Annotated in this window: 20 protein-coding genes; 7 read left to right on the top strand and 13 right to left on the bottom strand. The window is 39.7% G+C overall.

Going from position 1 to position 21,756, the window contains the following annotated elements; translation table 11 throughout:
* Positions 1-69: 69 nt before the first annotated feature.
* Positions 70-477 (bottom strand): ExbD/TolR family protein, encoded by a 408-nt coding sequence (locus QUE03_RS13740; RefSeq protein ID WP_286262408.1) that lies wholly within the window; start codon positions 475-477, stop codon positions 70-72.
* Between the two features lie 178 nt (positions 478-655).
* Between QUE03_RS13740 and ylqF the strand changes: the two genes are divergently transcribed.
* Positions 656-1,591 carry a ribosome biogenesis GTPase YlqF gene (gene ylqF, locus QUE03_RS13735; protein ID WP_286262405.1) on the top strand — a complete coding sequence of 312 codons (936 nt, stop codon included), beginning with the start codon at positions 656-658 and terminating at the stop codon, positions 1,589-1,591.
* Positions 1,592-1,608: 17 nt separating this feature from the next.
* Entirely contained in the window at positions 1,609-2,034 is a 426-nt protein-coding gene (locus QUE03_RS13730) for an HIT domain-containing protein (protein ID WP_286262403.1), read from the top strand.
* Between the two features lies 1 nt (position 2,035).
* Here the strand turns inward: QUE03_RS13730 and megL are convergent, their stop codons facing one another.
* The gene (megL, locus tag QUE03_RS13725; RefSeq protein ID WP_286262401.1) at positions 2,036-3,247 is read right to left on the bottom strand and encodes a methionine gamma-lyase; all 1,212 of its coding nucleotides are present in this window, start codon (positions 3,245-3,247) and stop codon (positions 2,036-2,038) included.
* A 315-nt stretch (positions 3,248-3,562) separates the two neighbouring features.
* On the opposite strand from megL, the gene QUE03_RS13720 reads away from it, so the two are divergent.
* Positions 3,563-5,137: a sigma 54-interacting transcriptional regulator gene (locus QUE03_RS13720; RefSeq protein ID WP_286262399.1), complete on the top strand. Its 1,575-nt coding sequence runs from the start codon at positions 3,563-3,565 to the stop codon at positions 5,135-5,137.
* 30 nt (positions 5,138-5,167) lie between these two features.
* Here the strand turns inward: QUE03_RS13720 and QUE03_RS13715 are convergent, their stop codons facing one another.
* The 4 genes from QUE03_RS13715 to QUE03_RS13700 form a co-directional block, all read right to left on the bottom strand.
* Positions 5,168-5,965: a response regulator gene (locus tag QUE03_RS13715; protein WP_286262396.1), complete on the bottom strand. Its 798-nt coding sequence runs from the start codon at positions 5,963-5,965 to the stop codon at positions 5,168-5,170.
* A gap of 20 nt (positions 5,966-5,985) precedes the next feature.
* Positions 5,986-6,315, bottom strand: a complete 330-nt coding sequence (locus QUE03_RS13710) for an SUI1 family translation initiation factor (RefSeq protein ID WP_286262394.1) — start codon at positions 6,313-6,315, stop codon at positions 5,986-5,988.
* A gap of 101 nt (positions 6,316-6,416) precedes the next feature.
* The gene (locus tag QUE03_RS13705; RefSeq protein WP_286262392.1) at positions 6,417-7,343 is read right to left on the bottom strand and encodes an electron transfer flavoprotein subunit alpha/FixB family protein; all 927 of its coding nucleotides are present in this window, start codon (positions 7,341-7,343) and stop codon (positions 6,417-6,419) included.
* Positions 7,340-8,092 (bottom strand): electron transfer flavoprotein subunit beta/FixA family protein, encoded by a 753-nt coding sequence (locus QUE03_RS13700; protein ID WP_286267860.1) that lies wholly within the window; start codon positions 8,090-8,092, stop codon positions 7,340-7,342. Before QUE03_RS13700 ends, QUE03_RS13705 begins: the two co-directional genes overlap by 4 nt.
* A 310-nt stretch (positions 8,093-8,402) precedes the next feature.
* On the opposite strand from QUE03_RS13700, the gene QUE03_RS13695 reads away from it, so the two are divergent.
* Positions 8,403-10,052, top strand: coding sequence for an electron transfer flavoprotein-ubiquinone oxidoreductase (locus tag QUE03_RS13695; protein WP_286262390.1), 1,650 nt, complete (start codon positions 8,403-8,405; stop codon positions 10,050-10,052).
* A 90-nt stretch (positions 10,053-10,142) separates the two neighbouring features.
* On the opposite strand, the gene QUE03_RS13690 is transcribed toward QUE03_RS13695, so the two are convergent.
* The 4 genes from QUE03_RS13690 to QUE03_RS13675 form a co-directional block, all read right to left on the bottom strand.
* Complete coding sequence (locus tag QUE03_RS13690) at positions 10,143-12,317, bottom strand: S46 family peptidase (RefSeq protein ID WP_286262387.1); 2,175 nt, start codon at positions 12,315-12,317, stop codon at positions 10,143-10,145.
* 234 nt (positions 12,318-12,551) lie between these two features.
* Positions 12,552-12,755 carry a type II toxin-antitoxin system antitoxin gene (locus tag QUE03_RS13685; RefSeq protein WP_286262385.1) on the bottom strand — a complete coding sequence of 68 codons (204 nt, stop codon included), beginning with the start codon at positions 12,753-12,755 and terminating at the stop codon, positions 12,552-12,554.
* Positions 12,756-12,768: 13 nt separating this feature from the next.
* On the bottom strand, positions 12,769-13,617 hold the full coding sequence (locus QUE03_RS13680; protein WP_286262383.1) for an SPFH domain-containing protein: 849 nt from the start codon (positions 13,615-13,617) through the stop codon (positions 12,769-12,771).
* Between the two features lie 201 nt (positions 13,618-13,818).
* Entirely contained in the window at positions 13,819-14,484 is a 666-nt protein-coding gene (locus QUE03_RS13675) for a DUF3313 domain-containing protein (protein ID WP_286262381.1), read from the bottom strand.
* 369 nt (positions 14,485-14,853) lie between these two features.
* Here QUE03_RS13675 and QUE03_RS13670 point away from each other — a divergent pair, with 369 nt between their 5' ends.
* Positions 14,854-16,884, top strand: a complete 2,031-nt coding sequence (locus QUE03_RS13670; protein ID WP_434020202.1) for a S9 family peptidase — start codon at positions 14,854-14,856, stop codon at positions 16,882-16,884.
* A gap of 100 nt (positions 16,885-16,984) precedes the next feature.
* Here the strand turns inward: QUE03_RS13670 and trhA are convergent, their stop codons facing one another.
* On the bottom strand, positions 16,985-17,656 hold the full coding sequence (gene trhA / locus QUE03_RS13665) for a PAQR family membrane homeostasis protein TrhA (RefSeq protein WP_286262376.1): 672 nt from the start codon (positions 17,654-17,656) through the stop codon (positions 16,985-16,987).
* Positions 17,657-17,939: 283 nt separating this feature from the next.
* Between trhA and QUE03_RS13660 the strand changes: the two genes are divergently transcribed.
* Together QUE03_RS13660 and QUE03_RS13655 are read left to right on the top strand one after the other, a co-directional pair.
* Entirely contained in the window at positions 17,940-18,392 is a 453-nt protein-coding gene (locus QUE03_RS13660) for a hypothetical protein (protein ID WP_286262374.1), read from the top strand.
* 112 nt (positions 18,393-18,504) lie between these two features.
* Positions 18,505-19,077, top strand: coding sequence for a PhnA domain-containing protein (locus QUE03_RS13655; RefSeq protein ID WP_286262372.1), 573 nt, complete (start codon positions 18,505-18,507; stop codon positions 19,075-19,077).
* A gap of 155 nt (positions 19,078-19,232) precedes the next feature.
* Here the strand turns inward: QUE03_RS13655 and QUE03_RS13650 are convergent, their stop codons facing one another.
* Both QUE03_RS13650 and QUE03_RS13645 read right to left on the bottom strand, forming a co-directional pair.
* Positions 19,233-20,021, bottom strand: coding sequence for a YggN family protein (locus QUE03_RS13650; RefSeq protein WP_286262370.1), 789 nt, complete (start codon positions 20,019-20,021; stop codon positions 19,233-19,235).
* 44 nt (positions 20,022-20,065) lie between these two features.
* Positions 20,066-21,748: a flagellar assembly protein A gene (locus QUE03_RS13645; RefSeq protein ID WP_286262368.1), complete on the bottom strand. Its 1,683-nt coding sequence runs from the start codon at positions 21,746-21,748 to the stop codon at positions 20,066-20,068.
* Positions 21,749-21,756: the final 8 nt, after the last annotated feature.

Here is a 21,756-nt window from a genome sequence, read left to right as displayed (position 1 = left end):
TATATTAATTATTTTTTGATAATTTAAATGTAGTTTAAAATCTCACGTAGGGTATTAATATCCTACTTATTATTGAGAATTGATCCCAATATTAATTTTAAGATGACTAAACTGTTTCAGTTCATCTAAAACTTCTACTACTTTTTGGTAATTGGTATTTTCATGGGGGCGAAATAAAATATTTTCGGTGGGATTGTTCGCTATGAAATATTCTACTCTTGCAGGCAACCTCTCTATATCAACGGATTTACCGTTAAAATAAATTATATTGTTAGCATCCAAATGGATCATTATGTTGTTAGATGGTGTTGAACTGGCTTTGTTATTTTTTAAATGCTCCACTAAAAAGCCTTTTTCTTTAACGAATGATGTTGTCACAATGAAGAATATTAGAAGAATAAAAACAATATCAAGCATAGGTGTCATATCTACGCCTGCATCTTTAGGGTCTAAAATAGGCTGCTTTCTTCTTCTCATCAAATTCAACTAGTGAAATAAATCGAACAATAATTAACCTATCATCAAATGACCATGAAAAAGTTGTTCTGTATCAAATGCCCGTATTGTTAAAAAGAGAGTGTTTTGACTGTAATCGTTAGTGTATTTTCTTTGGAGTTGATAGAATTTACAAAATTTTAGATATTTCTATAACAGCATGGCTATTAATTGGTTCCCAGGGCATATGCATAAAGCCCAAAAAGAAATTAAAGAAATCCTACCGCAAATCGATGTGGTGATAGAGGTTTGTGATGCACGACTACCATTTAGTAGCGAAAATCCTATGATCACTGAAATAAGGGGTAATAAACCGCTTATAAAGATTTTAAATAAATGTGATTTAGCGGACGCTGCATTAACACAAGTTTGGTTAGATTATTTAGAAGCGCAGAACAATGTGCGAGCTATTGCGCTAACAACAGAAACACCGAGCGTAGCTAAGCAAATCCCTCAGCTTATTCGTAAACTTGTACCAAATAAAGATGAAACGGGTAAACAAATCAATGTTGTGATTATGGGCATACCAAATGTTGGTAAATCCACGCTGTTAAATACACTTGTAGGCAAAGCTAAAGCAAAAGTCGGTAATGAACCAGCGGTAACGAAGGGACAACAACGAATTCGTTTAGAGGACGGGTTGTACCTTTATGATACGCCAGGCATGTTGTGGCCGAAAATCGTGAATGAAAATAGTGGCTATCGTTTGGCTATTACTAGTGCTGTGAAAGATACTGCATTTGATCACGAAGAAATAGCTTGTTTTGCTGCTGAATACTTATTAGAAAGCTACCCTCAGCGACTTATCGAGCGTTACAAGCTTCAAGATGAATTACCAGAAACAGAAGTTGAGCTTATTGAAACGATTGGTAGAAAGCGCGGATGTGTTAAAAGTGGTGGTCATGTCGATTTTCACAAAGCGTCTGCAATTTTGATTAATGAAATTAGGGACAAAACCTTAGGTGGTTTAACGTTTGAGACTCCTGCTATGGTGGAAAAGGAGCAAGTGCACTTCGCAGAGCTTGAAGCAAGCAAAGCAGCTGAGCGTGAAGCACGCAAAAAGGCTCGCGGCCGTGGTCGAAAAAACAAAAGATAAAAGATAAGGGATATACAATGACTGAACAATTTGAACTTCATTCACAACTTGCTGCTGACTGTGTAGAGGTCGCAGAATTGCCTTTATGTAAGTTATTGCTATGCAACGACAGTAATTATCCGTGGTTTATTTTAGTACCTAAAGTTCACGGTGTTTCTGAAGTCTTCCAGTTAGAGTGGAACGAGCAGCAGCAATTATTGAACGAATCGAGCATGATTGCAGAAATGCTGATGCAAACCTTTAACGGTGATAAGCTTAATGTGGCCGCCTTGGGCAATGTTGTACCACAGTTACACATTCATCATGTGGTTAGGTTTGAAAATGATGCTGCATGGCCTAAGCCTATTTGGGGGGTTGTACCGACAAAGCAGTATTCGAATGCACAGCTAGAAGAAATAAAGCTAAAAGTACTACCTCAGCTCGAGGCAGTACTTGCAAAATAAATTAAGCTACTTGAGCTGATTTTTCTTCTAAGCGGATTTGATTCAGAGAATGTTCAAGATCAGTAATAAGATCTTCAGCATTCTCTAAACCAACTGAAATTCTAATAAGTGTATCACTGATCCCTGCCTCTAAACGCTCTTCTTGAGAGTAAGGAGAGTGAGTCATTGATGCTGGATGTTGTATCAATGACTCAGCATCACCTAAGCTCACCGCAATAGAAAACAATTGCATTCGGTTTATGAATGCCTCACCTTCTTTTAGATTTCCTTTGAGTTCAAACGCAATTACACCACCTGCAGCAGACATTTGTTTTCCAATGTACTTATTCCCTTGGTGACTTTTTAACCCTGGGTAATACACCTTGTCGATCATTTCGTGTTGTTCTAAATACTCGGCGATGGTTTGGGCATTTTTGCAATGTCGCTCCATTCTTATCGGTAACGTTTTTATACCTCGCATAATAAGCCATGCATCATGTGGGCTAATTGTCGCTCCCACATCTTTTAATATAGTTAATTTAATATGGCTGATCATTTCGTTACTACCACAAATAATACCCGCTACAACGTCGCCATGGCCATTTAGATACTTAGTCGCACTATGAATTACGACATCTATGCCAAACTCCTTAGGTCGCTGTAAAACAGGTGTTAAGAAGGTATTATCTACGATAGATAAAATTTCGTGCTTTTTGGCAATATCAGCGATTACTTTAATATCTAATACCACTAAATTGGGGTTAATAGGGGTTTCTAGAAATATTACCTTAGTATTTGGTTTGATAGCGGCTTCTATTTCTTGAGGGTTAGTCATATCGACAAAAGAAACCTCTATACCCCAGCGAGTTAACTGATGAGCCATTAGTGCATAGGAACAACCGTAAACGGCTTTCGATGATATTAGGTGATCGCCGCAAGATAAATTGGCTAACAAAGCCCCAGATACTGCGCCCATACCTGTAGCTGTTGCCGCTGCATCTTCCATACCTTCCATCGCTGCGACACGTTGTTCTAACTGTCTTGTTGTAGGGTTACCGAGGCGAGAGTAAATAAAGCCGTCTTCTTCGCCAGCAAATCTATTTGCTCCTTGTTGAGCATTATCAAAGATAAAAGTTGATGTTTGATAGAGCGGTGTTGCTAGTGATCCAAACTGTTCATCTTTAATACGGCCGGCATGAATAGATTGAGTCTCGATATTTTTGCTATTACTCATAGTTTCCTCAGAATTTTGTTGCACCCAGTCTTGATACTTTGTGCATAGAACATCGTTTTATTTATAGATAGACATAAGCAATTTACTTGCCAGTAAAAATATACAATAAAAACAAATGGTTAGCTTGGTGATTGTTTTTGGTGTAATATATTTAGTACGATATTGTTGGGGAGTTACTATGAATGCAGATAATCTAATTAAAGTTCGCTATTAAGCTGTATTCAAGCACGTCTTAGTTGTACTAATGGATCAAAAATGATGTAATAAAATTATTACTTATTGTAATATTTTTATTACTGTTATGGTGGGGGTTAAGTGAGAATTCAGATCAGTTCAACAGACAGAGTTGGAATTAGTCAGGAAATTTTAAGTGTGATCGCTGAGAATAAGTGGAATATCGTCGCGATGGAAATAATCCCCAAGACTATTTTTCTTCACGTCGAAAGCCAGAAAATTACATTTTCGAAAGTTGCGCAAGCGCTCAAGAAGGTTAAAGGTGTCTTAGGTTGTAACCCCATTGATTTATTACCGACAGAATCTAGAGAGCAGCATTTAAATGCAATGTTAAGCCGAATACCCGATCCGATATTTGACGTGGATAGAAATGGCGTAGTGATCTCCTGCAATCTAAATAATGCTCCAATCCAAAAAGATAATGAGACTTTTCAGGACAAGTTAAGCATTATCGGACAAAATATTTCCGAATTATTCGCCGTTAATCAAGAGATTCTAGTGACGCCAAAGCGTAACGCTTTAGAAGTTAATTTTAATGGACAGTTATATCTTGCGGAATCAACACCAGTCATTTTTGAAGGGAAGCTCAATGGGGTTGTAATCATACTTAAAGGCATGGACGCTATTGGTCGCCAAATTTCAATGATGCAACGAAGTGATGCCCATCAAGTCGACAATATTATTGGTACGAGCGCTAAAATATCCCTGTTAAAGAATCAATTGCTCAAGTTCTCGACCTTAGATTTGCCAATATTACTGACCGGTGAAACAGGCACGGGGAAAGAGTTATTTGCTCGGGCAATTCATGAAGCCAGTGGTAGAAAAGGTGCCCCATTTTTAGCAATAAATTGTGCATCACTGTCTGAGCACCTTTTAGAAAGTGAATTATTTGGTTATATGGCTGGTGCATTCACTGGCGCTCAGAAAAGCGGTAAGCCAGGCTTGTTTGAACTTGCACATGGAGGCACGGTTTTCTTAGACGAAATTGCAGAAATGTCAGGTTATCTGCAAGCCAAGCTCTTAAGATTTCTACAAGATTATAGTTATCGCCGTTTAGGGGGAACAAAAGAGCTAACTGCTAATGTGAGAATAATCTCGGCAAGTCATCAACCGTTTGATTTAATGATTCAAAATAAAGTCTTTCGAGAGGATTTATATTATCGACTGAACGTATTAAGCCTTTCGTTGCCAGCTCTGAAAGAACGTAATGAAGATATTCCTTTATTATGTCACCATTTTATGAAAAATGCCGCCAAGCAAGTCAACCAAGTTGTTCCACTATTAACGGAAAGCGCGTTAGCCCAATTGATAGAATACTCATGGCCGGGCAACATCAGACAGTTGCAAAATGTGCTCTTTAGGCTTGTGGCTTTAAATACAAGTAATGAGATCAGCGAAGAAGATGTACAAAAAGTTCTAGCAGATTTTGGCGCTCCTGTAGCAAAGCAAATTTTGGAAAATGTTGAGGAAAAAAGTGGAGGGCAGCATTGGTTAAAGGTAGAAGATTGGCAATCAGCACAATATCAGTTTGAGCATGAACTTTTATCTCAATTTAAGCCTGTATACACATCAACCAGAAAACTCGCGCAGCGATTAAAAGTATCACACAACAAAATTGCAATGAAGTTGCGTCAACATAAATTGAATGAGGGCTAAATTTGCTTCAGCCCTATTGTAACTCTAGAACTAATGCTCAAGTAATTGAAATAATAGTTTTTTGACAAACTTAGGTTCAAACGGTTTATCGCAAAGCGCGTTAACACCGTCTTGTTCAATGTTGGCCAAATGAGTGTCATTTCTTTCGCTTGTTACCATCAAAATGGGCAAATGTGACTGCTGACTTTTCTCGCGAATATATCGTGTTAATTCTCGGCCATCTACTTCAGGCATATTGTAATCAGTTACTACTAAGTCAAACATATTGTCTTGCAATAAATCTATCGCCTGTTGGCCGTCTTCAGCTTCTGTGACTTTGTTTAATCCAAGGTTATTGAGTACTCGTCGAATATGATTTCTCGCTAACTTGCTATCATCGACAAGTAACACCCTAATTTCATGGACATCAAAATGGTCCAGCTCCATTTCATCAGGAGATAAGAGGTCAATGGTGGTATTAATCGCCGCACCTAGGTGTTCTGCGGTAAAAGGTTTCGGTAACAATGCGACTACACCCGATTGCTTGAACTCTTCAAGATGCTCTCGTTTAACTTCACTTGTGACCAACATAAAAGCAATGTCAGCCAACTTTTCATTATTTTTAATGGTCTTAATGAGCTCTTTTGCTGTACCATCTTCAAAATACATGGCACTGGCGATGAGATCGGGTGGGTGACGTTCAATAATGTCGATTGACTCAGTAATATTTTTTGCTGTACTAACCTCAGTAATTCCCTCTTTATTGAGCTTATTAATGATAATTTTACGTTGAGTATCTGAAGGCTCTACCAATAATATTGATAAATCACTTGGGGTAATGTGGGTCATCGTTTTACTTCCTAGGGGACTTAGCCACCAATAAACTTCACTTTAAAACCAGATTTTTCTAAAACCAGCTTAATCTGATCTCTTTTATCACCCTGAATTTCTATGGTTTCGCCCACAACACTGCCACCGCAGCCACAGGTTTTCTTTAATTTGCTGGCCAAGTCTTTAAGCGCTTTATTATCTAGGCCTAAACCCGAAATGGTCATGACACCTTTGCCTTTACGACCTTTGGTTTCTCGGCGCACTTTAGCAAAGCCATCACTTGGGGTTACGGTGTCTATTTTTTTTTCTTTTACTCGACCGGTTTCAGTGGAGTAAACAACTTGGGATAGTTGATCTTGCCAAGACATAAGGATCTTCGATCAATGAATGATGATTGATTATAAATAAAATACAGACCAAAAAAAACCAGCATTACTGCTGGCTTTTTATTTTTAGCTGCAATTAAAGTTTACAGTTTGCCTTCAAGCTCAGGAAGCGCTTCAAATAAGTCTGCTACGATACCGTAATCAGCTACTTGGAAAATTGGTGCTTCTGGATCTTTGTTGATTGCAACAATGATCTTAGAGTCTTTCATACCTGCTAAATGCTGAATTGCACCCGAAATACCAACGGCAATGTATAAGTCAGGAGCAACAATTTTACCTGTTTGACCTACTTGCATGTCGTTAGGTACGAAACCAGCGTCAACCGCTGCGCGTGATGCACCGATTGCTGCGCCTAGCTTGTCAGCAATACCTTCAAGCAGTTTGAAGTTGTCACCGTTTTGCATGCCGCGACCACCAGAGATAACTACACTTGCAGCGCCTAAGTCTGGACGTTCTGATACTGTTAGTTCATCACTTACATGGCTAGAAATGCCTGCATCAGTTGCACTAGCTAATGAAACAACTTCAGCACTACCATCTGTTGCTACTGAATCAAAACCAGTCGCTCGAACCGTAATAACTTTTTTCGCATCTAAACTTTGTACCGTTGCAATGGCATTACCTGCATAGATAGGGCGAACAAATGTGTCAGCACTTTCTACTGCAATGATGTCAGAAATTTGAGCGACATCTAACAATGCAGCAACGCGAGGCATAAAGTTTTTACCCGTTGTTAATGCAGTTGCAATAATAGCGTCGTAATCACCCGCAAGTTCTAACACTAACGCACTAACATTTTCAGCTAGTTGATGTTCATAGGCTGCATTGTCTGCAACTAATACCTTTGAAACACCGTTGACTTTAGCCGCTTCTTCAGCAACGGCGCCACAGTTAGCACCCGCAACCAATATATGAATATCACCACCAATAGCTTGTGCGGCAGCAACTGTTTTTAATGTATCAGCCTTCAGGCTGCTATTGTCATGTTCTGCGTATACTAAAATGCTCATGAGATCACCTTGGCTTCATTTTTTAACTTTTCTACTAATTCGTCGACAGTCTCAACAATAATACCTGCTTCACGTTGAGCAGGAGGAGTGACTTTCAATAAGTTTGTACGAGCAGTTAAGTCGATACCAAAATCTGCAGCAGCTTTAACATCTAAAGGCTTACGTTTTGCTTTCATGATGTTTGGCAATGACGCATAACGAGGTTCATTTAGACGTAAATCTGTAGTAACAATCGCAGGTAAGTTCAACGCAACAGTTTGTAAACCGCCGTCAACTTCACGTGTTACATTGACTTTATCGCCATCAACTTTTACTTCTGATGCGAATGTTCCTTGTGCCATACCTGTCAATGCAGCAAGCATTTGACCTGTTTGGTTGTTGTCTGAGTCTATAGACTGCTTACCAAGAATAACCAACTGAGGCTGCTCTTCTTCAACAACCTTTTGAAGTAGCTTAGCAACATGCAATGAATCGAGTTTTTCACCTGTCTCAATTTGAATAGCGCGGTCTGCACCTAATGCTAAAGCAGTACGAAGTTGCTCTTGACAGCTTTTATCACCAATGGAAATAGCAATAACTTCAGTTGCCGTGCCTGCTTCTTTCAAACGAACGGCTTCTTCAACAGCAATTTCACAGAATGGGTTAATTGCCATTTTGACGTTGGCTAAATCAACGTCTGAATTATCTGGTTTAACGCGAACTTTGACGTTGTAGTCAATCACGCGTTTGATGGGTACTAATACTTTCATCATCGCCTCAGCTTGTTTAATTTTGTAGTTAAGTAAAATTTTTATTTACAGTTTTTAAAAGTAACTGTTAGTTTTTTTATTTGAGTAATTGCTCCACAGACTACTGACTGTTGGTGCATTCGTCAATATTATTGTCTCTTAAACATTGTGTCTTATTACTCAAAATCAATACTTACGCAGTAATTTCTCATATACAGGATAGTAATTGTCGACAAAATATCTATAATGGTTCGATGCTATCAAACACATGTTTGAATTTCAAACACTTGTTTGAAATTCAAATTGTCTGTAAGAAAATTAGGGGGGAATTATGGAACGTGAATCGATGGAGTTTGATGTCGTGATCGTCGGTGCCGGTCCATCAGGTCTGGCTACAGCGTGTCGTATTATGCAAATGGCTCAAGAAAAAGAACAAGAGCTTATGGTATGCGTTGTTGAAAAAGGATCTGAAGTTGGAGCGCACATTTTATCTGGCGCCGTGTTTGAACCACGCGCACTAAATGAGTTGTTTCCAGATTGGAAAGAAAAAGGTGCGCCACTTAATACACCAGTAACGGGTGATGATATATACCTACTTAATAGTGCAGAAAATGGCATTAAATTACCTGGTTTCTCAGTACCTAAGACTATGCACAATGATGGCAATTATATCGTCAGTATGGGCAACATTTGTCGTTGGTTAGCAGAACAAGCTGAGCAACTTGGTGTTGAAATATTCCCAGGTTTTGCAGCACAAGATGTTATCTACAATGAAGATGGTAGTGTTGGTGGGATTATCACGGGTGATATGGGGCTAGATGCCGAAGGCAATCAAAAAGATTCATTTATGCCGGGCATGGAATTACGTGCCAAATACACAGTGTTTGCAGAAGGTTGTCGTGGTCATTTAGGTAAAGAGCTGATCAGCAAATTCAACTTAGATGCCGAAAAATCACCTCAGCACTACGGTATTGGTTTTAAAGAAATTTGGGACATAGACCCTGACAAACATCAAGAAGGATTAGTAGTCCACTCTGCCGGCTGGCCACTAGATAAAGACACGACAGGTGGTGGTTATTTGTACCATGCCGAAAACAATCAAGTATTTGTTGGCTTAATTGTTGATTTAAATTATTCAAACCCTCATTTAAGTCCGTTTGAAGAATTCCAACGTTATAAACATCATCCAAAAATCAGCCAGTATTTAGAAGGTGGTAAGCGTGTTTCTTACGGTGCACGCGCTATGGCTAAAGGCGGTTATAATTCATTACCGAAGCAAACAATGCCAGGCGCTATTTTAGTGGGTTGTGACGCAGGAACAATTAACTTTGCCAAAATCAAAGGTAATCATACCGCTATGAAAACGGGGACGTTGGCGGCTGAAACTATCGTTGAAGCGCTAATTTCTGGTGATGAAGGTGGTAAAGATTTAACCGCCTACGAAGAGAAGTTTAAGTCATCATGGTTATTTGATGAGTTATATAATACCCGTAACTTTGGCCCAGCAATGCACAAGTTTGGTACCTTCTTTGGTGGTGTTTATAACACAGTAGATCAAAACTTCTTTGGCGGTAAGTTGCCGTTTAACTTCAAAGATGACTCTTTAGATCATGAGCAATTGAAACTAGCGGGTGAAGCGCCGATGATCAATTATGCTAAGCCGGACGGTAAGCTAAGTTTTGATCGGTTGTCTTCGGTATTTTTATCAAACACGAACCATGAAGAGGAGCAGCCTTGTCATTTAAAACTTGCTGACGCAAGTATTCCTATGACGGTTAACTTGGAAAAATACGCAGAGCCTGCACAACGTTATTGTCCTGCCGGCGTTTATGAAATTCAAGAGACTGAAGAAGGACAACAGTTTGTGATCAACTCGCAAAACTGCATCCACTGTAAAACCTGTGATATTAAAGATCCGAGCCAGAATATAACGTGGGTGACACCAGAAGGCACTGGTGGTCCCAATTACCCGAATATGTAACGACTTATAGAGTTGGTCTTAATAAGCCAAATATCAGCATTAAAAAGCCTGCTATAAGCAGGCTTTTTATTAACTAGGATAAACGAGTGTTTATTCGATAATATCCATTTCTTCTATTAGGTTTTTTGCCCCATCTACATGCTCCATTACCCACAGCATGTAACGAACATCAACGTGAATAGAACGATTTAATTTAGTGTCGTAATCCCAATCACCAATGATACTTTCATATACGCCGTCAAATACTAAGCCGACAAACTCTGCTTTAGCATTTAATGTTGGTGAGCCTGAATTACCTCCGGTAATATCTAACGTACCTAGGTAGTTTACGGGAACAGAATTCAGGTCAGCTTTTTCGTATTCACCAAACATATTAGCTTTGATTAAATCTAATTGTTTTTGTGGAGCATCAAATGGGTCTTTTCCTGTATATTTCGCTGTAATGCCAGCCAGTGTAGTGAATGGTGTTGCTGTTAAACCATCTTGCGGAGAATAGCCTTTTACATTGCCGTAAGTGACACGCAAGGTGCTATTCGCGTCAGCGTAAACAGGCAAGTTTTTGTCATTGTAATAAGCAATCAGTGCTTCCATATATTTAGGGCGATAAGCTTGGATACTTCCTGTTAAGGCTTCATCACTTTCTTCAATGGCATTTCGCTCCTCATAAGTGGCAACAGCCAATTGAATAAAAGGGTCATTGTTTGACTTAAAGTCTTCAAGGCTCTCGTTCATTAACGCTAAACGAGCTTCTTCATTGACCAGATCAGTTTTAGCGTACATTGTGTTTAGTTTTGTTGAAAATGCGTTAGCATTAAACGCCTTGTTTAAACCAAAAAAGGTGTCTAGAGAAGCTAAACGTAGGTTTTTAGGCAAACTAACATAACGCTCCATTAAGAGCTCAAATATTGCTTGATCAATTTTAGGGTCGAATCGGCGGTCAATAGTTTTCATACCTTGTTCAAAACGAGCAAGGTCTCTTTCTTGATAACCTCTTTTGCGGCTAGCGTCTGGTTTAGTTTTTTCATTAGCGAGTTTGTATAAGCTATTGGCTGCGCGCCACATACTGTTATAGCGAAGGTAACCCAAAACAAGATCACGCTCTTGTGTGGCATCACTTTCTTTAATTAACGAACGTAAGCCAGAGAGTGCCTGTCCGTATTTCGCTTTACGCTTGCTATCGGCATTTACCCAATCCATGAGATCAGACTCTAGCTTTTGTTTACGTTCAAGCATGTCTCCTTTGTTATAGCTCTCGATCATGCTGCCGTAGTTCTTTGCATAGTTGGCAAGCCCTGCTAGCGTGCTTTCATATTTTATACGGGCATCAGAGCCTTCAGCCGACTGCTCATGAATAAGGTTGATAATAGATTCACGATACTCTTTTGCGTTCGGATAAACCCAAGTGAATTGGTTTTCTACTTCCTGTGCAATGCGGTATCGATTGGTACGGCCCGGGTAACCGAGCACCATGATGTAATCTTTGTCCTTAACGCTGCTCTTATTAACTTTTAAATAGTGTTTTGGCTTGTACGGTACATTGTCTTCGCTGTAATCAGCTGGTTGTCCGTCTCTACCCACATAAGCGCGGTAAAAGCCATAATCACCAGTGTGTCTTGGCCACATCCAGTTGTCGATATCACCGCCATACTTACCTATACTGCTTGCTGGCGCGTGTACTAAACGTACATCACGTATCGTTAACTGTTTGAATAAGTAATATTCTAATCCGCCATGAAAATTCACAACACTACAACGGTATTTATCGTCACTTTCACATTCAGCTACTAGCGCTTTGCTGTTTTTATCGATTGTTGAATATCTGTCTTTGCCCGACATTGCCTCGGTAATGTTAGACTTCACAAGCTTAGTTACTTCAGTAATTTCTTCAGTTACGTATACACGTGAGCCTGGCGTGGCGGGCAATTCGTCTTTTAAGGATTTTGCCAAAAAACCATTGGCTAATAAGTTATTTTCTTCTGTTGAATTATATTGAATCGAACCGTAAACACAGTGATGGTTTGTTGCAATTAACGCCTGATCAGAAACAAATGATGCAGTACAACCACCAAGGCTTACAATTGCTCCCATAGGGAAACCGGTTAAATCAGTCAGTGCGCTAGGCTCAAGTTTTAAACCGGCGGCAGTTAACTCTTTGGCTATCGTGGGGAGTTGATGAGGTTGCCACATACCTTCATCAGCTGCTGCGTTGGTGCAGATTCCAGCAAATAGAAAGGGAAGCGTACGTTTAAATATGTCACGTTTCATTTAAATTAAATCCTATTGTTATTTTCGAGGCTGATTTTGCGTTATTGCGCCTTGTGAGTCAAAGCTTGCCAAAGAGGAAATTGTTAATTTTGTCACTATTGTTGAACAGTGCACGTCTAAAGGTAGATCTGTACTAGATGGGTTAGTATTTAAGGTTTGAAAAATAGGCTAGCGCGAGTGGCCAACCTATTTATTAGTCATGCTATTAACTAGTAGTTTGAGCGTTCCTCAAGATTACTTGTCTTTGCTCTGATCTGTATCTTCAACAATTGTGGTTACTTGTTGTACTAATTTTACGCGACCAGATTTTACTAAAGCTTCACGTAGGATGTACTCAATCTGCGCATTGACACTGCGTAGCTCATCATCTGCCCATCGTTGAGTTGCCGCTAGTACTTCTGGATTAATGCGAAGTGGAAAGCTTTTTTTAGCAGCCACAATCATGCCTCCATTAATATATACTACCAGCGTTAATCACGGGTTGTGTGCTGTGATCGCCACATAAAACGACTAGTAAGTTACTTACCATTGCCGCTTTTCGTTCTTCATCTAGCTCAACAATTTCATTTTCTGAAAGTTTAATGAGTGCCGCTTCCACCATACCTACTGCTCCATCCACTATTTTACTACGTGCAGCAATAATTGCAGACGCTTGTTGGCGCTGAAGCATCGCACTTGCAATCTCTGGGGCATACGCTAAATGACTTATTCTTGCCTCAATCACATGTACACCAGCCTTACTTAATCGTTGTTGGATTTCTGACTTTAATGCCTCAGAAATTTCTTTTGGATGACTTCTTAAGGCTATTTTGTCACCTTCGTGGAGATCGTATGGAAAGGTGGTTGCCATATTTCTAAGTGCAGCTTCACTTTGAATATTGACGTAGCTTTCGTAATCATCAACTTCGAATAGCGCTTCGGCACTGTCGTCTACCATCCAAACAACTACTGACGCTATTTCAATAGGGTTACCGTGATTATCGTTTACTTTTAATTGCCCGCTTTCAAAATTACGGATCCTAAGTGAAATGTTTTTTCGAATAAAAAATGGAATAGTCCATCCTAACCCTGCCTGCTTTACCGTGCCGACATAGCTACCAAAAAATGTCATGACTTTGGCTTGGTTGGGTTGGATCATGAAAAATCCCCCCCAACAAATGGCAACAATAACTGTAGAAATGATTGGTATGAATGGCGCATTGCTGGATTCTTTCAACCACATCACAGTTGTAATTTGCAACGTTAAGAGTATTAACGCCATGACATAACCGTTTATATATATACCTTGTTTTTCTTTCATACTCACCTCAATGTGATATCATTTTGATATCACACTAGTGCATTTTGATTTTAAAAGCAAATAAAAGTATTTCTAAATCAGCATGGAAATTATTTAGAACGATGCTTTGAATCGAACGTGAAAGTTCACCTTATAGCGAATGAAGAACAAAAAAGGTAAGCATTTGCTTACCTTTTAGGTTTTACAATAATGAAATTAAAATCACATCTCGTTGATAATTGTAGATTTTAATGTTTCTGACCATTTATCTAATAGCGGAGCTAATTTATCGAGGGTTAGTGCGGTTTTATCATTGTCCATCACTTCACCTACGCCAGATTTAACGGCTTGCATTAATACTTCACCTGATTGTGAGTCAACAAGTTCAGCTTCAACGCGAAGCTGTGCATTTACGTCATTAAGCTTTCCTGATGCAGCTGTAACTAAAAAGGCAATTGGGATATATTGCAGTGCACTTAGCTCTTTATCAGACACTTCAACACTAGAAATTGCCACCTTGAGTCGGGCGGTGTTCGGTCCGGCTTGAGTCACTAAATTGGCTGATGACTTAATTGATTCTGCAATAGCTTTATTGGCATAACTGGAAATCTCATTTAGCACTTGTTTACTGATGGTGTCAGTAGCTGCTAGCTTAGGATAGAATGACACAGGCTCTAGAATGAAATTATTGTACCCGGCGCCTTTTAAACCTGGCTTGATATAACGAACTAGATTTGAATCATCATCAGCATTCACTTCTTTTAATTGGTTGTAACTGCTTAAGAAGCCAGATTGGTTTGTCTGCGTAGCTGAAATTTCTTTATTCTCAGTTGATGTACAACCTGTGATCGATATCATCAAGCCAAATGCGATTGCTTTTATTTTCATGTATTACTCCATTAAATTTAGCGAAGTTGATGCTTTGCTAATAATTATTGTTACAAATATCTAACACTTAATGTAAATACTAGAAGTTAACCTGTTGTGCTGTCTAGTTTTTTATCGTTTAAATATGTTGTTCTATGATAACAGATGGTAACTAACTTGAGTGTGGAGGAGAGATTACGAGCATAAAGTGTATGTACGGGAACACTCGTCCAGTTTTCTCTACTTTTGGTCACAATTTTATCTCTAGGCAGTTGATTTTCATATGCAGTCTGTGAGACTAAGTGTAATTATTTTGTTAAGTATAAAGAGACAATAAAGATGAGAAAATTAATGAGGGCCGTGTTACCAGCAGTAACATTTGCTCTGCCAATGATACTGGCAACGTATAGTAGCCATAGTACAGCATATGAAGTACAAGGTGCTCCTGCTTTGCCGACATCAACATTATTTCAATCTGAAGATATTTTTGATTTAGAGTATGCAACTCATCCCCAAATATCGCCAGACGGCGCTAAGATACTTTATACAAGAAATAGCAACGACATAATGACAGATAAACGTCATTCCAGTATGTGGCTTATTGACACTAAATCTGGACAACAAACACCTTTATTTTCAGATCAGTTTCAATATTCCCAAGCAACGTGGTCGCCTGATGGCAAGCGAATCGCATTTGTTAGTAATAGAACCGGAAGTAATCAAATCCACGTCCACTATATTATGCAAAATAGAACCATGACGGTTAGCAGGCTTGAAAAATCGGCAAGAAATCTGTCTTGGTCTCCGGACGGCGATGCCATTGCATTCACTATGTCGGTGGATGATAAACCAACAAAGCTTGCTAAAATGCCTAAGAAACCTATAGGAGCAAATTGGGCACCACCTGTCATTGTTATCGATAAGGCACGATATCAAGCTGATGGGACAGGGCTGCTAAAATTAGCCTACACCCACATCTTTGCCATTCCATCAATAGGTGGTACGGAGCGACAACTTACACAAGGTAATTTTCACCACCGCGGCAAGCTCACTTGGACTGTAGATAGCAAAGCTATCGTGTTTTCAGCTAATCGCAGCGTTAACTGGGAATATGAAACACTAGAAAGTGATTTATATCAGGTAAACCTATCTGATGGTGAGCTAACACAACTAACAAAACAGTCGGGTAGAGAATATCATCCCGTATTCTCGCCAAGTGGAAAAAAGCTGGCATTTTTAAAAACGTCAGCAGAAAATAATCCATACAGAAATGCTAAATTGCACGTTATGAATTGGCAGAGCAAGTCTACTCAAGCCATTGCTGCTGATTTTGATCGCTCAATAGTCGACCCTCAGTGGATCACAAATAAAGCCCTTGCTATTCAATATGATGATTTTGGCAAACGTAAAGTGGCGAAATTATCGCTCAAAGGAAAAATCACCGATCTAACCGATGGTGTGTCTGGTACATCAACAGGGCGTCCATATATCAGTGGAAATTACAGTATTGATAAACACGGAAGTGTTGCCTTTACGCACGGTAGTGCCAATCGCCCCGCAGATATTTCGTTGATAAACCAGAAAGGTCAGTTGAAAAAGTTGACGCACTTAAATGAAGATTTACTCGGCCATAAAACCTTAGGTGAAGTGCATGAAGTAACGTACTCCTCTTCATTCGACCAAGAAAAGATTCAAGGTTGGTACATTACGCCACCGAACTTTGACCCGAATAAAAAGTATCCGTTAATTTTGGAAATTCACGGTGGCCCACACTTGGCCTACGGCCCTCACTTTAGTGCTGAATTACAGCGATTTGCCGCTCAAGGGTATGTGGTTTTCTATGATAATCATAGAGGCAGTAGTTCATATGGTGAGCGCTTTGCTATGTTACTTAAATACAAATACAGTTCAAAAGAAGATTACGCTGATCATGATTCAGGTGTAAATGCGATGATTGATATGGGCTTTATCGACAAAGATAATCTGTTTATTGCAGGTGGCTCTGCTGGCGGAATTGCATCTGCTTATGCTATTGGTTTGACTGACAGATATGCTGCTGCCGCAGTGGCGAAACCTGTAATTAATTGGATCAGTAAAGTGCTTACTGCAGATAGTTATCTTGGCCAAACAGCGACTCAATTTCCGGGACTACCTTGGGAGCACGTAGAGCATTATTGGCAACGTTCGCCGTTATCGCTTGTCGGTAATGTCACTACGCCGACATTATTAATCACAGGAGAGTCGGACAGAAGAACACCGATTTCTGAGACGGAGCAGTTCTATCAAGCTCTTAAGTTGAGAAAAGTGGATACGGTGATGGTTAGAGTGCCGGGCTCACCTCATGGAATTGCAGGGCGCCCATCAAGGATGATCGCGAAAATAGAGAATATTCTGGCCTGGTTTGAAAAATACAAAAAGTAATTAATCTAAAAAGCCACCGTTAAGGTGGCTTTTTGTTTGACACTAGAAAGCGTTAACTTAGCCAATGCGGCTATAAATACTGCAGTCAAATATATTGCAACTAAACGTAATGCACCATCATGAAAAAGTGACAACTTGCTCCGCCTAAAACAAACAAATGCCAAATTGCATGATTAAAAGGTATTTTTTTGTCGACATAGAAGTACACGCCCGCCGCATATACAAGCCCGCCGCTAGCTAATAATACAGTTCCGCCTAAAGAGAGCGCCTGGTAAAGATGATGAATAATAAGCAATGAAATAAACCCCATCCCGATGTATGTCGCTAATGATATTGCTTTGTACTTCGTACCAAACTTTAGTTTAAAAGCTATGCCTATTGCAGCCAGTGACCAGATAACGGCTAACATGCTATAGCCTAAGGTTCCTTGCAATGTAACAATCATGAGTGGCGTGTATGTGCCAGCGATCAGTAAGTAAATAGCACAATGATCCACTAGCTTTAATACCCGTTTCGCTTTCTCATGGGCGATTGCATGATAGAGGGTTGATGCGAGAAACAAGGCTACGAGCGTTGCACCATAAATTGAAAAGCTCGTTATACGCAACACGTCACCTTCTATCGCCGCATAAACCACCAATAGCGTGAGTCCAGCTACACTGAGCAGTGCGCCAACACCATGGCTAATGGCATTGGCTAGTTCTTCAGCTAATGAGTATTGACCGACCGGTGGCGCTATAGGGTGTTCAGCCTGTCTTAGAGTTGATGTCATGTTTATCCTATTGTTTAGTGTACACGTGTACGCTGAGTATGTTATCAATATTTTCCACGTGTTTAAAGTCATCTGACCACATAAAAAGACGAAATAGATCAACTTTGCAAATAAACAACCATTACACAGTTTATTTGTAAATCGTAAGCCTTTAACTTTATATGGAAAACGGCATCCGTCTGTAACTTGGTTGCAAACTGTTGCTACTGCATGACAATTGATAACAATGCAACTTTGCTGGTCATAATATAATCAAAGTAATCGAAAATACTGGACTTAGATCATGAATGTACTGCCAACAGGAAATAACGCAGCATTAGCGTCTGCTTCTAAAGTGAATTCTGAAACTTTAGTAGCTGATACTCCCAAACCTGATGTTGAGAAAGTGAAAGAAGTTGCAAATGTGAAGTGGCAATTTCAATTGCAATCAGGCTATTACCAACATCAACAGGATCTAATTGACAGCTATATGGGCACCGAGAGTGAAGATGAAAATCAATCAAATCTCATGCCAGTTGTCGATTTAACTGAGCTCTATACCGAAGCTTATTATCTCAAAGTGAAAAAATATTTTTATGATGAACTAAAGGCAGGTGTGCCTTCTCCTGAAGAGCCAAGTGTTCAGCCTATTGAAGAAGCATCTGCAAAAGCGACTGAGCAAAATATTAGGGTAAAAAGTGAGTACCATCAAGTGTCCAATACATTACCTTCTTCACTTGTAACTTTCGTTGTATGATCAGCTACTAACAGGGCATACAAGCCTCGGAGTTCATCGAGAGTATTTCGCTTTTTTGTTATGGATGAAAAGGGCATAATAGCGCCCATAAATTTATTCGAGAATACAGACCATGTCGATTGAAAAATCTTTAAGAAAACGTAGCCAAGATAAATGTGAATTATGCGCTGCAACTGAGTCATTAAGAGTGATGGAAGTCTCTCCGTCAGATGGTAGCGCTGAGAAAAGCATTTTGCTTTGTGCTACCTGTGAAGTGCAAATTAATGGTGCGGAGTTAGATGCAAATCATTGGCGTTGTTTAAACGACAGCATGTGGAGTCAAGAAGCAGTAGTACAAGTGATCTCCTATCGCATGTTGCACAAGTTATCTGTTGAGTACAGTTGGGCTCAAGATCTTATCGATATGATGTACTTAGAAGATGAGATTAAAGCATGGGCTGACGAAGGGATTGAGTTTATCGATCCGGATTTAGAGCCAACTAAAGATTGCAATGGTACAGCTTTAAAAGATGGTGATATGGTTCACTTGATCAAAGATTTGGTGGTTAAAGGCGCTAATTTCACTGCAAAACGTGGTACTCCGGTGCGTAATATCTCGTTGACATCAAACCCTGAGCACATAGAAGGTCGTGTAAATGGAACGCGTATTGTTTTAGTGGCAGCCTATTTGAAAAAGTCAGTTTAATCTATTAGGTATATTGATACCGTCTAGTTTGGCTGAAGCATAAAAGGCCAATATAAGCAGGCAAAAAAATTGAGCCAATGGGCTCTGTCAGCTTATATATGGCCTGGCACATGGTGAGAGCATACCTTTCACTAGGTAGCACTTATCATTGCGTGTTATTGATGCTCTTGTGTGCTGGTCGTGATTAAGTTGAACTTCGACAATGCAGGTATAGTTAACTGCATTTCTGTTTCCACTTTGTCTAATTGACTCAGGTTCAAACAAAACTTTTCAGCTTTGGCTTCAAGTTGCGTCGCTCTGTCACCGACTTCCAATTTTAATTCTGTGCCCATAGACTGTATTCGTTCGTCAAAGGTATCAACTCTTTGTTCAATGTCTTCTTCATCTCGGTTGGCCATTGCCTCACCGACAGCGACTAGAATGGTGCCGATAGATTCAGATACAATCTCTTCAATTTCATGCTCGAATTCACCTGTAAAAATTTCGTCGAATTCATCAAAGTCTTGCGGTGCGATGTAATAGCTTTCATCACTGTGGTTAAAACGTTTGCGCAGTCGCATTTGCATTTCATCAAAGTTTTCTTGAATTTTTCGATGAGAAGCACTGTTCTCTCCAGTTAAGCCACCAATTACTTTATTGACTGCCTTTAAACCTATTTCGACGCCTTCAATGGCTATTGAAACAATCGTGGGGACTTGTTCTCGAATACCGGAAACAAAAGTTGAGACCGTTTGTTGGTGCGCTTCTGTTAATTCTATTTCTCGGCCGCGGACAAACACTTGATTGTTTTCATTAAACTGCACGTAGGTTTGCCCGTGATCAAGTATGCGCACATGAGTAGGATCAATAACAACGCCATAATTAAAATTAACATTACAATGTTCTGCAAATGCAGAAGTAATGGTAAATGCAGAGCAACATACGAGTAAAGAAAATTTATTCATTGGTTAAGCCTGTAAAGATATTTTTCGTTTGCTAACGTGCATGATTATACAATGGGATCAATGTGAATTTTTCGCTCGCGATACTTCATTCTGCTAGGAGGATATTCCCGCTTAGTTCTATCGCTGAATTCACCTACGATAAGCTCAACGTGTTGATATAGGGTATTAGTCGCTTCTACGTAAACTGACATCATATACTCTTGCATTTCTTGTTCGAGCTTTTCTCGTTCACTTACCATGTCACCCATACGACTCGCATGGTACTGATATGTTGTAACAACTTTTGTCAAAATTGCTTTGTTTTGGTTTTCTTTAGGGAGACTCTTAAGTTTTTTTCTCGCGGCTTGTAGCTCAGTTACTTTTTCGTTTTCAACTTGGATCTTTCCGTCAATCTCAGCCAGTTTGGCTTTGAATTCTTCCACTCGATGTTGAAATTCAATAATGGTCTTACTACCTGCTGTAGCTCCAATAAAACCAGCTTGAACATTATTAGTTGCTTTAATATAACCGCCGATGAGTTTTCCATTAGCGCTGTCTTCGCTGCCAACCCATAAATTACCACCGACTTCGACTAAACTATGCATAAGCTGATTTTCAATACGAATGTCGCCACCACTGATGATTTCAGCGTATTGACCATACTTTGCGTATATTTTTCCTTTCGCTCTGATTTGTGAACTCATTTGGAATTCAGTAATGTCAGAATCTTCGACGTCTTGTTTTTTGCCTATTATGCCTGTTGATATGGTGATGTCTCCTCCAGCCTCAAGTGTGGCTGACTCAACAAACCCGCCAATTGTAATGTCACCAGTAGCAATGACTTTCATCCCTTCAGAAACATCTCCTTTGATGATAACGCTGCCTTGGAAATCGATATGGCCTGTGCTGACATTGACCTCGTTAATCTGATAGGTTTCATCTACTGCCATACCATTGTCAATAATCTTCGGTTGGCCAACAAGCGTGGAAATAAGGACATTCTCGTTCTTTGGACTTATCGTGGTACCATCACCTGCTATCAACGATGTATCTTCACCCGGTTCTGGTATTAAAGGAGTTGCTGTTACTGTATAGCCTTTCTCTCCTTTCGTTAGTGGCAGTTTTTGTGCGAGAGGCTCGCCTACTTTTACGCAAATAATATCACCTAGATCACGCATATCGACACTACCGTCTTCGCGCTCTTTAGGTCGTAAAATGCGATCTTGCGCACTTTCAACTAGATGCTTAATGCGGGCGTCTTTACCACGAACAGCTTCTTTTCCGATGGCGATTTTACGTTTAACCATCGAACTAGGCTCAGCTTGTGCAGCGACATGAGCAAGCTTTAGTAAACTTTCTTTACTGAAGCCTTTTTTGACACCAACTTCTTTTGCTGCGTCTAAAATTGCTTTTGCCGTGAGGTTTTTCCCTCCCATGGCCGCAGTTATTTCAGCAGTTGCACTCATTTCATCGCTATCGATTGAAATAGTGATTTTAGCGTCAATTCGATCCAGTATCTGGTAAGATATTTCTCGGCCAGTCTTCCCATCTTGTAAAGGTTTCAATACCGACTTTAATTCCGCTAACGCATTTCTTATGTTAGCCATATTGACAAATAATGTCGTAAATTCAGAATCGGCGATAAGCTTATGAATGCTCGCTTCGTCAATCAGTACGGGGCCTTTTACTGGCTCTAGAATCAGATCAACGTTGTCTGATTCATTTGCAACTAACCTTGCTTTTGTCATTTTCGTGA

Source organism: Thalassotalea atypica (assembly GCF_030295975.1).
In the GTDB taxonomy this organism is placed as follows: domain Bacteria; phylum Pseudomonadota; class Gammaproteobacteria; order Enterobacterales; family Alteromonadaceae; genus Thalassotalea_F; species Thalassotalea_F atypica.
Note: the sequence above shows the minus strand (reverse complement) of the source record. Positions and strands in the feature narration are given on the sequence as shown.